We start from the raw sequence: 13,272 nt of genomic DNA, 5'->3' as shown, positions 1-13,272 counted from the left end.
CATTGCGGCGCGAGGCGATGCGAAAGCTCGTCTGGTTCCACCGCTGGCTCGGCGTCGCCACCTGTCTGGTCTTCGCACTCTGGTTCGCGAGCGGGGCGGTCTTGCTGTTCAAGCCGTTCCCGTCATTGTCGCATGCCGACCAACTGCGGCTGGAGCCACCGATCGACCTTCGCGCAGTGACGATATCACCGCGTGCGGCAGCGATAGCGGCAGGACGGCCGACGGCGTTGCGGCTCGTCCAGCGCGGCGAGGCGCCGGCGTACATCGCTACGACGCCGGAAGGGACGATCGCGATCGATGCGCGATCGGGGCGGCGGCTGCGCGATCTTGGGCCCGATCAGGTTGCGGCGAACTGGCCTGCCCCCTTCGGCCTGACCTCGCGCGTAGCGATCGCCTACGACCAGTGGGTCGTTCACGATCGGTTCGATCCGCTTCGTCCGTTCTACCGACTTGCGGTTGCCGACGGGCGACGCACGAACGTCTATCTATCCGCGAAGACCGGCGAACTGGTGCAACGCACCAATGCCGCCGATCGCGGGTGGAACTGGGTCGGCGCGGTACTGCACTGGGCGTATTTCACGCCGCTACGGTCGAGCTTCACGGCGTGGGACCGGACGGTCTGGATCGTGTCATTCGTGGCGCTGCTGGTGGCGATCGCCGGTACGATCCTGGGAATCGTGCGGATGCTGGCGGCACGACGTCGGCACAGGCCGTCGCTGACCCCGTACCGCAGACGGTGGATGCGGTGGCATCATCTGCTCGGTTTGTTCGCAAGCGGATTCGTCCTGAGCTGGACGCTGAGCGGCTGGCTGTCGATGGACCATGGCCGTCTGTTCTCGCGCGGGCAGCCGATCGCCGCGCAGGCGAGCCGCTATGCCGGCGTCGCACTTCGCGATGCATTGCCCACGGAGGTTCCGGCTGGAGTCCCGGCAGACACCAGGCAGATCGACCTGACGGCGGTGGGCGGTCGGAGTCTGCTGGTCGCCTGGCAACCGGACGGTACGGCGCGGACCTACGATCGCGATTATGCCCCGATGGCGCCCGCCGCCGTCCGTCAAAGGATCGGCAATGCCTTGCTCGATGCGTTTCCTCCAGCCTCGGGTTTCGGGCTTGCTCCGATCGATCCGACCACAACCTATGCCATGGCGGAAGGGTGGCCCGAGACGGCAGTGCGCGTCACTCTGACGGGTGGGAAATATCCCGACGCCTATGCGGACGGGGTCGACGGTCGCTTGCTGACGGTGATGGACGACAGCCGCGCGCGTTACGCCTGGATGTATTACGCGCTCCACACCTTCAACTTTCCAGGCTTCGCTACGCACCCGCTTCTCCGCCGGGTGGTGGTGTCGATCCTGTTGCTGTTCGGCTTCCTGTTCAGTCTCACGGGCATGGTCTTGAGCGTCCAGCGACTTCGCAGGATCAACTGAGCGCCGCGCTCGGATGGTGACCGTGGCGATATCCGAATGCGGCAACGCGCGGGGCCGGCAGCTGAAAAAGCCACCGACCGCGCATGAAAGGGGCACGAAGCGTCTGCGATATGCCGTATCGATCTTCGAACCGGGCGAGTTCTGTCGATTCTAGTGGAGAGATCAGGCGGCGATCGCACCGGCCTGCTGCTCGGCCTGTTGGATCGAAGCGTCGCGCATCGTGGGGATCGCGGTGCCATCGGCGTTGATGATCTGGACGTGGTCGACCCCGATGAACGCGAAGACGCCCCGCAGATAAGTCTCCGCATGTTCCAGTGCAGCAGCGGGTGAGTCCGGCGCGTAGAAGCCGCCGCGCGCAAGCACGATGATCACGCGCTTGCCCCCGACGAGTCCTTGCGGCCCTGCTTCAGTATAGTGGAACGTCTGGCCGGCGACGAGAATGCGGTCGATCCAGGCTTTCAACTGGGTCGGTACGGTGAAATTGTACATGCCGGTGCCGATAACCACCACGTCCGCCGTCTTGAATTCGGCCAGCGCCTCTTGCGATGCATCGGTAGCGAACTCGGCCAGCGTCAGATGCGGCAACGGTGTCGCGGCGAGATCACGGTAGACCGTAGTGGCATCCTGGGCTTTTGCGACAAGACTGCGGACGACTTCGGCGGCGATCCGCCGGCTCGCCGAGTTTGCGCCGTTGATGCTCGTATCGAGATGAAGGATCTTCATGCTGACCTCAGGTCTGGATTAATGACCTGCACCAGCTATGTGACCCGCATGCCTTCGCCAAGAACGCATATTTTGAGGACCAGGTCAGATGAGTGAGACTATGCGGCCTGTGAATCAGGACGAATGCCAGCGCATCAGTGGCGTACTTTCGCGGATCGGCGACAAATGGACGGTGCAAATCATCATGGCGCTCCAGGAGCGGCCGCATCGATTCAACGACATCAAGCGCGCTGTCGAAGGTATCTCCCAGCAAATGCTGACGCGGACGCTGAAAAACCTCACTCGCGACGGGATGATCAGCAGGACGGTGCATCCGACCGTGCCACCCCAGGTCGAATATGCGCTGACCGATCTCGGACGTTCCCTATCGAAGCCAGTGGTCGCACTGGGCCTGTGGGCCCGGGCCAACCTGTCCCAGATTGCCGAAAAACGTGCTCGATATGACGAGGCGCAAGACTATTGAACGGACTTGGCCACCGCCTTTGGTCTTTCGATGGACGTGCCGCTACGGATTCGACCAACCGCGGCGTCTTGACGCAAAGACGGTGCGTTTCCGTGAGGCCGATCACGCAAGGCGGTGGGACGAAGCCAGCGATAGCGGATCCCGGTACAGGGTCGACGCATCGACGGGCGTCAATGCGGTGCCATCGACTCGGAGCAGTGCGGGGACGCCGCCGATCCCGAAATGCTGCATCACCGATCGCGTGCGCTCCAGTCGTTGCGCGTTCGCCTTGCGCACCCCCGGATCGGGATTGGCGAGCATGACCGCAGCAGCGTCGAACCCGGCGCCGACCAGCAGGTCGATCAGCACGAAGACGTCGGCGATATCGCGCCCCTCGATGTAGCGTGCACGCTGGATTGTGTGGAGGGCGTCCAGTTCACGGTCCGGCACGGTCTGGGCGACGGTGGTAAGGGCAAGGGTCGCGTGACTGCTGTCGAGCGTCAGGCCAGCGCCACCGACGATGCGCTCGCGATAGGGATCGCCGAACACGGCGCCGGTCAGCGCCGCGATGCGGCGATCGCTGGCAAGGATATGGTCGCGCATCTCGCTGCCGAGCGTCCGGACGCCATCGCCGGCGAACAGGCCGGTCGGCAGGGTCTCGACGGTGACGCCCGGATGCTTCGCCAGCGCAGCGATTCCGGCGGATGCGCCGTAGCACCAGCCACACAGCGGATCGAACAGATAGAGGAAGTGAGCCGTCATCGTCAGCGCCTCCGGAACGTGTAGGCGAGAAACCCAGGCGTGCCGTATGTCGCAGGCACACGATGGACGCACGAGTGCCGTGCCCTCGACGTCGACGAGAGCCGGGCCGACCAGCGTGCCCGCGAGTCGACTCCATGTATCCACGAGGTCCACCGGCGGGCGATGCAATTCCAGTTCTCAGCGACCGCCGAGGTCCCGACGAAGGTAAAGGCACCTTTGTCAGGGATCAGCAGAGCGGTCTCAGCTATCCGCGACTTATCACCGGTACGACGGCGTCACCGTTCAATTATCGCGTTCGGCGCGCTTGCGATCCGCCTTGCGCGCACGGCTGACGGCCGCGGCATGTTCACGCGCCCGCTTCTCGGACGGCTTCTCGTAATGCCGGCGCAGCTTCATTTCGCGATATACACCCTCACGCTGCAGCTTCTTTTTCAGGGCGCGGAGGGCTTGGTCGACGTTGTTGTCGCGGACGATGATCTGCATGGTGGTTAACTCGTGGCGGGGGGTTGGTCGAATCTCAGACGCTTTATGATCGGGAACGGACATTGCCAAGTGCTCGCGTAGTGCCGACCGACTCCTTTTGAAGGAGGGTGGGCGACGGGAACTCCCGATCACACGGGACGTAAGCGACCAAAATGCCATTTGCGACGGAATGGAAACGGCGTTCGATACGATCAGGCGATAGCCATTACCGGAGGCTTTGGTCGGCCGCCGATACGGAAATGGGTTGCGGAGATCATACTCCGAGCGTCGCAGTCCGGATGACGTCGGCGAGTAAGGCGTCCGGTACGCGGTCTGCGAGCACCGGCGAGCAGGCGAGCAGGCCGTTGGGGCAGTAGCGATCGTCGTCCCAGCCCGGATGGTCGAGGATCGGGTAGAGGCACACGCCCTCGACGGGCACGCCGAGCGACTGGGCGATCTTCACTTCGCGCAGGATCATGCGGAGCCAGGCGGGGCGGGCGCTGCCTTCGATGCCGGTTTCGGCGATGAAGATCGGGCGGCCGTAGCGGGCGTAGGCGTCGGCGAGGATCGCGTGGAGCGGGCGGCTGAGGGGGTGATCGTAGGCTAGCGGCGGGCCGCCGTGGATCCACTGGTTGTTGTGGTAGAAATTGACGCCGACGATATCGAGCAATGGCGCGCGGCCGCCGATCTGTGGCCAAGCCTTGCCGGCGATCATGTCCCAGGCCTGGTATTGCGCGAGGCGGTGGCCTTCGGCGGCGGGGGCGTCGTGCGGGCGGGCGGGCTCGGTGATGACGTTGATGACCGGGTCGGCGTGGACGAACCTTGCGGCGGGGTCGACCGCGAGGATCGCCTCCATCGCGGCGATCGATGCGCGGGCGAGTTGCACCTTGAGTTCGTAGCCGCGGTCTCGGGCGAACGGGTTGAGATAGGCTGCGTCGCCGCCGCCCCAGGCGAAAAACGAGATCTCGTTGACGGGGGCGTAGAAGCGGGTCTCGCCAGGTGCGGCCGGGCCGATGTGGCGCGCGGCGGCGGCGGCGAAGGCCGCAAAGCGCGTGACGAACGCAGGCGTCCAGATGTCTATGTCGTCGGGCCAGCCGTAATGCAGCAGGTCCCAGATGACTTCGGTGCCAATCGCCTTGGAAGCTTCTAGCTGGCGATCGAGGCTGGACCAGTCGTAGCGGCCGGGTTCGAGCTCGATCAGATGCCAGCGCAGGCCGTCGCGGACCGTCAGGATGCCAAGCTTGGCGAGTTCGGCATAGTCATGCGCGGCGAGGGTGTCGTGATGGCTGGCGGCGATGACGTCGACGCGCTTGCGGTCGTGCGCGCGGCGGTGCGTGGAGGATTCGAAACCGCCTTGCAGGAAGCTTCGGAAGAGTCTGGTCGGGCGGGGAAGGGGCGGCCGGTCGGACAGGACTTCGGCGAACAGGGCTTCCCAGCGGGGGACGACGGCGGCGACGGCGTACTCGCCGTCGACCTTGGCGCGGAGGGCGGTGCCGAGGCGGGTTCGGAGTGCCGGGTTTTCGAGCAGATTGGTGATCGCGGCGGCGACTGCGGGTGGATCTTCATGGGGGACGAACAGGCCGCTGATCCCGTCGACGATCTGTTGTTCGGAGCCATTGTCGCGCGTTGCTATGACGGGGAGGCGTGCGGCGCCGGCTTCGGCGATGACATGCGGCATGCCTTCGCCGCGCGAGAGCCAGACGAAGATGTCGAGTGCGGCGAGCAGGTCGGGCACGTCGTCGCGGTCGCCGAGGAAGGTGAGCGCGGTGTCCAGGCCGAGCGCGTGCGCACGGTTGCGGAGCGCGGCGGCATATTCGGGGATGAAGGCGTCCGGTCCGCCGATGACGACGAAGCGCGCGCGGGGGTGGCGGGCGTGGACGATCGCGGCGGCTTCGACGAAGTCTTCGACGCGCTTTTTCGGGTCGAGCCGGCCTAGCCAGCCGATCAGCGGTACGTTTTCGGCTATGCCGAGTGTCGCGCGCACGGGAGCGCGACGCGCAGGGTCGAAGGCGCGCGTGTCGACCATCGACGGGATCTCGATCGCGTGGTGTTCGCGGCCGGGCATGCGGCCGGCGGCGGCGTCGCGGATCGAGGCGCAGACGCCGACATAGCGCGCGGTGAAATGCTTGGGGCCGGCGAGCGCTTCGGAGACGAGGCCACCATGCTCGATCAACGGCGGCCGGAGGTGCATGCGTTCGAACGCGGGATAGATGTCCGCGACGTTCTGGCACGAGATGACGATGTCGTACGCGGGCAGCTTGCTAGCGAGGTAGGCGACGGTCTCGTCGAAGCCGAGCGCGTAGGGCGTGCGATCGACGGGGACGCCGATCGCTTCCAATTGCGCGTGAGTCTGCTCGGGCATGCCGTCTGTCCGGAAGCAGGCGACAACCTCGATCCGGTAGCGCGTCGGGTCCAGCGCCTGGGCGAGCAGGCGCACCTCCGTCTCTTCGCCGCCGACGACGAGCCAGGCGAAGACGAACAGGATGCGGATCGGTCGGGTGTCGGCAGTGAGTGCGGTACTCAATCGCCGACCTTGAAGACGATCTGGAGGAATTCGGGCCGCTCGCCGACCAGCCGCGCGATGAAGGCTGGGGCGTCGTCATAGGGCACGACATGCGTGATGAGTTGCGCGCGGATCTCGGGGCCGCGGGCGAGGAGCAGCTTTACCGTCTCGTTCGCAAGGCGGCGGCGATCCCATTGGAAGCCTAGCCCGCGCGGGACGCGGTTGATCTGGGCGCAGCGGAGGTTGAGGCCGTTGTGGTGGAATTCCTCGCCGAGCCGGAGCCGGTCGGCGCCGCCCTGGTAGAAAGCGAGATCGATCACCGTGCCTTGTGGCCTCAGCGCGCGCATCGCGGCGTGGAGGCTGGCGGCGTCGGCGCGAGTCTGGAACACGACGTCCGCGCCGCGATCGTCGCCGCCGTGGATCCAGCGTGCCTTGGCGTAGGCCCAGGCCTGGTCCTCGGTCATCGCGGTGATGCCGAGGCATTCGGCGCGCAGGCGGCGGAAGGGGGACGGGTCGGCGATCACGACTTCGCTGGCGCCGGCGGCTTGCGCGAACAGGGCGGTCAGCATGCCGACGATGCCTGCGCCTATCACCAAGGCGGGGCGGCCGCGGATGCCGTCGCCAAGGTTGACGACATTGGGGCCGAGTAGTTCGGCGTCCGCGTGGAGAATGCCGTTGGCGGCGATCGGACCCATCTGGCCGATATAGATGCCGAGGATCGGATCGAGTTCGGGCGGGAGCTTGGTCAGCAGGTCGTTGAACGGATCCGCGGTGTGGCCGGTCTTGTGTCCGAAGACGGTGCCGACGATGTCACCGTTGGCGAAATCATCGACCCGGCTGTCGCTGACGCGCGCGCATTCCATGTAGCCAAGGAACGGCACCGGATAGTGCGCGCTCGGCTCGCCGGGGACGAACACGCCGCGCCCTGCGTCCCAGCGTGAGTGGAGATACGGGTTGCTGTTCTTGACGAAGGTGAGTTCGGTCCCGGCGGAGAACCCGGTGTAGAGCAGGTCGAGGCGGACCTGGCCGTCGCCTGGGGGTGCTTCGTCATAGCCGAAGAAATAGGCCTGGCCGGGGCGTTCGACGCCGAGCGAGCGGACGTGGCGCCACTCAGACATGCGCCACCTCCCGTTCGCGGACGTCGATCGCGCGACCTTCGACGGCGGAGCGTTCGATCGCCAACGCGAGGCGGAGCGTTTCGAGCGCGGCGGGGTAGGGACAGCGGATCCGGTTTTCTCCGCCGCGGACCGCGTCGATGAGGTCGCGATCCTCCAGCACGACCGGATCGCTGCCGGTGCCGCGGACCGGGCGGCCGCGGCCGATGTCGATCATCACGTCGCGGTCGGTGAGTTCGATCGCAAGGCCTTCGCCGAAGAGGTGGAGGCAGACGCGGTGGTTCCAGTTGAGCAGGCAGGTCGACGCGAAGTTGGCGATCGCGCCGCTGGCGAAGGTGAGCATCGCGGTGCTGGTGGTGGCGACGTCTAGGCCGGGGAAGGCGGCGCGGTCGATGTGGCCCGACTGGCCGTAGACGCGGACGACGTCGCCGACGAGATAGCGCGCGAGATCGACGAGATGCGTCGTCTGTTCGAGCATCTGGCCGCCCGACGCGTCTTTCTTCCACCACCAGCGCGGCGGCGGCGTGGAGTCTAACCAATAGCCGGAGAGAAGGCGGGCGGGGGTCGCGGAGAGCAGCGCCTTCACTTCGTCCACCGTGTCGAGATAGCGCCAGTGATAGCCGACCGCGGTCACCAGGCCGAGCCGGTCGACTGCCGCCGCGACATCTTCCGCGGTGCCGAGGTCTAGCGCGACAGGCTTCTCGACGAAGAACGGGAGCTTGTGCTCGATCGCAAGGCGTTCGGGTTCACCGTGCGCAAAGGGGGGCACACAGATGTAGAGCGCGTCGAGTTCGACTGTGGCCAACATTGCGGAGGCATCGTCGAACGCGCGCGCGCCGAAGCGGCCGGCGGCCTCGGTGGCGCGGGCCATGTCGACGTCGGCGACGGCGACGATCGCGACGTCGTCGAATTGCTCCAGCACGCCGAAATGGCGATTGGCGATGCCGCCTGCGCCGATGAACCCGATCCGTGTCCGCTCCACGCCGTCTCCCTTTGTATTTTGGTCTTGCACCGCGGCGTAGACCGCGCGCGTGTCGGCGATCATGCGATCGGCCGAGAATAGGTCTTGCTGGCGCTCGATCGCGGCGCTGGCCATTGTCTTGAGGCCGTCGCGGTCGGCGAGCAACGTGACGATCGCATCGGCGAAACTGGCCGGGTCCGCGGCGGTCAGGCGACCGGTGACGCCGTCCTCGATCGCTTCGGCATTGCCGGGCGCGACGGTGGCGACGACGGGCAGGCCGGCGGCCATCGCTTCGAGCGCGACCAGCGGCAGGCCTTCGAACGCCGACGGAAGGACGAGCAGGTCGGCCAGCGTCATCAAGTCGGCGACGTCGCTGCGGGTGCCGAGCATGCGGACGGTACCGGCCAGCCCTTTGGCGGCGATGGCGCGTGCGGTCTGGGTGAGGAGGGGGCCTTCGCCGGCGAGCAGCACGATCACGTCCGGTTGTGCGGCGCGGATTGCTGGCAGCGCATCGAGCAGGAGCGCGTGGCCCTTTTGCTCGGCGAAGCGTGCTACCATGAGCAGGACGGGGGCATTGCCGACGCCCCATTCGCTGCGGAGGGCTTCGCGGGAGCGCGAGGGTTTGTGCGCGCCGACGCCGTTGTGGATCGTTGCGACGAGTGCCGGATCGACGCCGGCTGCGCGGTGGCTGTCGCCGACTGCGTCCGAGACGCAGATCAGGCGCGCGAGTGTTGCGGAGGTGTCGCGGTGCTCGTCGCGCTGGGCGGGGTCGGTGAGGAGATAGGGGAGGTGTTCGGTGCGGATAACCGGAACGCCGGCGGCGTGTGCGGCGCGGACGGCGGCGTGACCTTCCCAGCCGATACCGGCGTGGACGTGGACGATGTCGGGTGCCGCGCGGTCGAGCCAGCGCGCGAGGTTGGCATCGTCGTCGAGCGCTTTCACCGCATAACCCCTGGCGGCGGCGTGTTCGAGCAGGCCTGTGCCGGGACGCGCGGCGACGACGATCTCGTCTCCGCCCAATCCCTCGGCGAGGGTCATCATGTGCGCGCCGACGCCGGACGGGGCGAGGCTGTCGGTCAGCAGGCAGATGCGGGTCATTCGGCGGCCATCACGGGGGTTTCGAGGACCGCGGACTTCGCGACCATGCGGCGATAGGTGGCGAGTGCCTGCCCGACGACCTGGTCCATATTGTAGTAGCGATACGTCGCGAGCCGGCCGACGAAGGTCACGCCTTCCTCTGCATCGGCGAGCGCCTCGTAACGTTTGAATAGCGCCTGGTTCTCGGGGCGGGGGATCGGGTAATAGGGGTCGCCTTCCGCGCTCGGGAATTCGTAGCTGATGCTGGTCTTCGCGTGGAGCTGGCCGGTCAGGTGCTTGTATTCGGTGATGCGCGTCTGCGGCACGGCCTCGTCGGGATAGTTGACGACCGCGACTGGCTGGAACTGCGCGACGTCGTGCGTCTCGTGCCGGAACTGGAGGCTGCGATAGGGGAGCTTGCCGAAGCGGAAGTCGAAATACTCGTCGATCGGGCCGGTGAAGACGATGTGGTCGACGTCGATGCGGTCGATCACGTCGCGATATTCGACGCCGAGATCGAGCGTGATGCCGGGGTGATCGAGCATAGCCTCGAACATCCGGGTGTAGCCGTTCGCAGGCATCGCCTGGAATTTATCGGTGAAATAGCGGTCGTCGGTCGAGGTGCGGGTCGGCACGCGCGCGGTGACGGCGCGGTCGAGTTCGGACGGGTCGAGGCCCCATTGCTTCCGCGTGTAGCCGCGGAAGAACGTCTCGTAGAGATCGCGGCCGACCGCGGCGACGACGACGTCCTCGGAGGTGCGGATGTCCTCAACCGATTCCGCGCGGCTGGCAAGGAAGGCAGCCGCTTCCGCGTCGTCCTTGAGCGACAGGCCGTAGAGTGCGTTCAAGGTGGTGCGGTTGATCGGCATCGGGACGAGCTTGTCATCGACGCTGGCGAGGACGCGGTGTTCGTACGGGCGCCACGCGGTGAAGCGCGACAGATAGTCGAACACGTCGGCGGAATTGGTGTGGAAGATGTGCGGGCCGTAGCGGTGAATCAGCACGCCAGCCGCGTCATGCTCGTCATACGCGTTGCCGCCGATGTGCGGGCGGCGGTCGACGACGAGGACCCGCTGGCCGCTGTCGCTGGCCAGGCGTTCGGCGAGGACTGAACCGGCAAAGCCTGCGCCTACGATCAGCGTGTCGTAGCGTTCGCGCTTCGAGGCGGGAGCGTATTTGTCCTCGCTTAGAATGCGGTCAATCTCGGTTGCCATGGCGGTTTGGGTCCGGTCCCAGGATTGTGTGGCGAGCAGGCGGTCGGCTTCGTCGCGCCATTCGCCTTGGCGGGGGAGGGCAAGGGCGGCCTCGCAGGCGGTGACGAACGCGGGCGCGTCGGCGGCGATCGCGACCGCCGCTGCGTCGCCATAGTGGCGGATCACGTCGACGATCGGCGTCGAGACGACGGGCAGGCCGCCGGCGAGATATTCGGGGGTCTTGGTCGGGCTGATGAAGCGGGTCGCGGCGTTGATCGCGAAGGGCATCAGCGCGACGTCCCAGCCGGAGAGATAGGCGGGGAGTTCATCGTAGTCGCGTCCGCCGAGCCAGTGGATGTTGGCGCGGCGTGGCAGGTGCGCGGGGTCGATCTTCACGACCGGGCCGATCATCACGAACGACCAGTCGGGCCGTTCAGCGGCGACCGCGTCGAGCAATGCGAGATCGATGCGTTCGTCGATGACGCCGAAGAAGCCGAGTTTCGGGCCAGAGATATGGCGCTGGTCTTCGGGTTCAATGTTGCCAGTGCGCGCTTGGGCGAAGTGCGCGACGTCGACGGCGGAGGGAAAGGCGTGGACGTCGCGGTGACGGCCGCGCTTGGCCTCATAGAGGCTGTAGCCGCCAGTGAAGACAAGGTCGGCGCGCGTGAGCAGCCTGGCTTCGCGGTCGAGCAAGGCGGGGTCGGCGAAGCGGAACGCGGACAGTTCGTCCATGCAGTCGTAGACGACCGCGGCGGCGTCCAGATGCTCGGCGAACGGGAGCATCATTGGAGTGGAGAACCAGAGCACCGGCTTCTCGCGAACGCTCGTCGCGACCAGCATGTCGAGGAGTTGCCGCAAGCCCGCCTCGACTTGGTCGGCGTTCCACCAATGCGGGAGGCGTGGCCGTAGCGCGATGACGTTATCGGCGGGGAAGGGGTGGTGTTCGAGGAACGGCAGCGGGTGGTCGCAGGGGATGTGTTCTTCCCAAACGTACACGCTGTGACTCTGCGCGAACCGCTTCATCAGATGTTGCGGGCGCTGCGTGACGAAATCCCAGCGCAGGTGCGAGAAGCAGATCAGCGGCGGCGGGGCGGCATCGTCGGACTTCGAGGGTGTTAGAATAGGTCCGATACCGTGCACGGTCTTCCAATCCGCAAATCCGCGGTTATCCGCGTTGTCGATCGAACCTAAGCCCACACCTCAAACCTGACTATGTAAATGTCATTGCTTTGCATCATGTATTTGCTGGATAATTGCCCTCAAACGCACGATGCTAAGCTGCCACGTCCAACGTTCCAACACGGCCTGGCGGGGCCGGAATTCCTCGTAGGTTTCGCGCATTGTAAGAATTGCATCGGCAAACCCGTTCGTCGAAGCCGTCATGCCGGTCTCGGGCAGGATGAACTGCAATCCGCAGCGTAATTCGGCGTTGGCGAGCACGGGCAGGCCCGCGAGCATGTATTCGGTTAGGATCGCAGGCGCGCCGTCGTCGATACCGCAGACGACGCCGAACCTGGCGCGGTTCATCAGGCGGTTGACCTCTACGATCGGTACGCCCGGCGGTCCGACGAATTCAATCGACAGGTTCTGGTCGCAGGCGCGGCGGCGGAGTGCGGCGGCATCCTCGCCGTATCCGAACACGCAGAGCGCGCGGATGTCGCGCGGGAGTTGCGCGAGCGCCTCGAACAGGATGTCGTGGCGCTTGTACGGTTGCGCGGCGGCGACGTAGATCAGGTCGACGTCCTTGGGCGTGCCGAGCGGACGGAACTGGTCGACCGCCGCGAACTCGGGACCAACCGGCAGGATCGCGGTGCGCATACCGGGGTGGCGCGCCTCGACTTCGTCCGACCGCCACTGCGCGCCGATGATGACGAGATCGAAATGCTCGCTAACCTCGGGCGGCACGCGCAGCGACGGCGCGTCGATCGAATTGTAGAGGATGATGCTGTTCGCGCAGAGTTCGAGCAGGTCGGGCGCGACGCCCAAACCGAACACGACGAGGATATGCGGTGCGCCGAACACCTCGACGAACGCATGCATCTGCGACGAGGCAAAGGGGGCATGCTCGTTTTCGACCCGGAAGGCGCGGCGCGCCAGAACCGCGTTGTCCCTGCGGAATGGAGGCTCGTCCTCGCCGCGCCAATGATGCCAGATCTCGGCTTGATCGACGATGCCGGCAGCGACCAGCGCGAGGGGTAACCGCTCCAGATACCCGCCCGTCACGTCAATGGGGACGAGATCGCCGATCCACGGCTGGCTTTCCGGATTGGTCGCGTGTGCTGGCAGCAGGGCAGATGGCGGGCGATCGTGTCCAGGATGTTGGCCATCGACCCAATCGCTGATGACGACGACCGATCGCCGAGCCGTCAACGGTGCCGCCATCTGTGACCTCCCCTTCGCCGACGGTATCCGCACCGTCGTTCGCTTGATCCGAGTACGCGATCATAGCGGGTTGGATCAGGGCTGGGAACGCACCGAACGTCGCAAGGCCCTCTGGCGACGTGACAATCAGTTCCTGGCGCTGCCGGGGTTGGCCATCTTCCGACGCCGTTCGGCGAGCACGCCTTGGACCTTTGTCAGCCGACACGACAAGTACCGCCGTCGAGG

At 66.1% G+C, this 13,272-nt stretch carries 10 protein-coding genes; 2 read left to right on the top strand and 8 right to left on the bottom strand.

Translation table 11 applies throughout. From position 1 onward, the window contains the following. Positions 1 to 17: 17 nt before the first annotated feature. The gene (locus tag C8J45_RS13575; protein ID WP_107963676.1) at positions 18 to 1,427 is read left to right on the top strand and encodes a PepSY-associated TM helix domain-containing protein; all 1,410 of its coding nucleotides are present in this window, start codon (positions 18 to 20) and stop codon (positions 1,425 to 1,427) included. A gap of 162 nt (positions 1,428 to 1,589) precedes the next feature. On the opposite strand, the gene C8J45_RS13570 is transcribed toward C8J45_RS13575, so the two are convergent. Beyond that, a complete protein-coding gene (locus C8J45_RS13570) occupies positions 1,590 to 2,150 on the bottom strand; it encodes an FMN-dependent NADH-azoreductase (RefSeq protein WP_107963675.1) in 561 nt (186 codons plus the stop codon). An 88-nt stretch (positions 2,151 to 2,238) separates the two neighbouring features. On the opposite strand from C8J45_RS13570, the gene C8J45_RS13565 reads away from it, so the two are divergent. Further along, positions 2,239 to 2,613: a helix-turn-helix domain-containing protein gene (locus C8J45_RS13565; RefSeq protein WP_107963674.1), complete on the top strand. Its 375-nt coding sequence runs from the start codon at positions 2,239 to 2,241 to the stop codon at positions 2,611 to 2,613. A gap of 102 nt (positions 2,614 to 2,715) precedes the next feature. Here C8J45_RS13565 and C8J45_RS13560 read toward each other — a convergent pair whose 3' ends face one another. From C8J45_RS13560 to C8J45_RS13535, 7 genes are all read right to left on the bottom strand, one after another. Continuing rightward, positions 2,716 to 3,354, bottom strand: a complete 639-nt coding sequence (locus C8J45_RS13560; RefSeq protein WP_107963673.1) for a DsbA family protein — start codon at positions 3,352 to 3,354, stop codon at positions 2,716 to 2,718. A gap of 282 nt (positions 3,355 to 3,636) precedes the next feature. Beyond that, the gene (gene rpsU, locus C8J45_RS13555; protein WP_031393196.1) at positions 3,637 to 3,837 is read right to left on the bottom strand and encodes a 30S ribosomal protein S21; all 201 of its coding nucleotides are present in this window, start codon (positions 3,835 to 3,837) and stop codon (positions 3,637 to 3,639) included. Positions 3,838 to 4,090: 253 nt separating this feature from the next. After that, positions 4,091 to 6,340 carry a glycosyltransferase family 4 protein gene (locus C8J45_RS13550; protein ID WP_107963672.1) on the bottom strand — a complete coding sequence of 750 codons (2,250 nt, stop codon included), beginning with the start codon at positions 6,338 to 6,340 and terminating at the stop codon, positions 4,091 to 4,093. Beyond that, the gene (locus C8J45_RS19410; protein ID WP_219907377.1) at positions 6,337 to 7,437 is read right to left on the bottom strand and encodes a zinc-binding alcohol dehydrogenase; all 1,101 of its coding nucleotides are present in this window, start codon (positions 7,435 to 7,437) and stop codon (positions 6,337 to 6,339) included. The genes C8J45_RS13550 and C8J45_RS19410 overlap by 4 nt, the downstream gene beginning before the upstream one ends. Continuing rightward, complete coding sequence (locus C8J45_RS13545; RefSeq protein WP_219907376.1) at positions 7,430 to 9,493, bottom strand: glycosyltransferase; 2,064 nt, start codon at positions 9,491 to 9,493, stop codon at positions 7,430 to 7,432. Before C8J45_RS13545 ends, C8J45_RS19410 begins: the two co-directional genes overlap by 8 nt. Further along, a complete protein-coding gene (glf, locus tag C8J45_RS13540) occupies positions 9,490 to 11,688 on the bottom strand; it encodes a UDP-galactopyranose mutase (RefSeq protein WP_107963728.1) in 2,199 nt (732 codons plus the stop codon). The genes C8J45_RS13545 and glf overlap by 4 nt, the downstream gene beginning before the upstream one ends. 198 nt (positions 11,689 to 11,886) lie before the next feature. Further along, on the bottom strand, positions 11,887 to 13,047 hold the full coding sequence (locus C8J45_RS13535; protein WP_107963671.1) for a glycosyltransferase: 1,161 nt from the start codon (positions 13,045 to 13,047) through the stop codon (positions 11,887 to 11,889). Positions 13,048 to 13,272 lie beyond the last annotated feature (225 nt).

It is taken from the genome of Sphingomonas sp. PP-CE-3G-477, assembly GCF_003050745.1.
Lineage (GTDB): Bacteria > Pseudomonadota > Alphaproteobacteria > Sphingomonadales > Sphingomonadaceae > Sphingomonas.
Note: the sequence above shows the minus strand (reverse complement) of the source record. Positions and strands in the feature narration are given on the sequence as shown.

What these genes read in the sequence shown, in the direction of transcription:
- C8J45_RS13575 (WP_107963676.1), top strand. Translation starts at nt 18, where the DNA reads ATGCGAAAGCTCGTCTGGTTCCACCGCTGGCTCGGCGTCGCCACCTGT.
- C8J45_RS13570 (WP_107963675.1), bottom strand. Translation starts at nt 2,150, where the DNA reads ATGAAGATCCTTCATCTCGATACGAGCATCAACGGCGCAAACTCGGCG.
- C8J45_RS13565 (WP_107963674.1), top strand. Translation starts at nt 2,239, where the DNA reads ATGAGTGAGACTATGCGGCCTGTGAATCAGGACGAATGCCAGCGCATC.
- C8J45_RS13560 (WP_107963673.1), bottom strand. Translation starts at nt 3,354, where the DNA reads ATGACGGCTCACTTCCTCTATCTGTTCGATCCGCTGTGTGGCTGGTGC.
- rpsU (WP_031393196.1), bottom strand. Translation starts at nt 3,837, where the DNA reads ATGCAGATCATCGTCCGCGACAACAACGTCGACCAAGCCCTCCGCGCC.
- C8J45_RS19410 (WP_219907377.1), bottom strand. Translation starts at nt 7,437, where the DNA reads ATGTCTGAGTGGCGCCACGTCCGCTCGCTCGGCGTCGAACGCCCCGGC.
- C8J45_RS13545 (WP_219907376.1), bottom strand. Translation starts at nt 9,493, where the DNA reads ATGACCCGCATCTGCCTGCTGACCGACAGCCTCGCCCCGTCCGGCGTC.
- glf (WP_107963728.1), bottom strand. Translation starts at nt 11,688, where the DNA reads ATGAAGCGGTTCGCGCAGAGTCACAGCGTGTACGTTTGGGAAGAACAC.
- C8J45_RS13535 (WP_107963671.1), bottom strand. Translation starts at nt 13,047, where the DNA reads ATGGCGGCACCGTTGACGGCTCGGCGATCGGTCGTCGTCATCAGCGAT.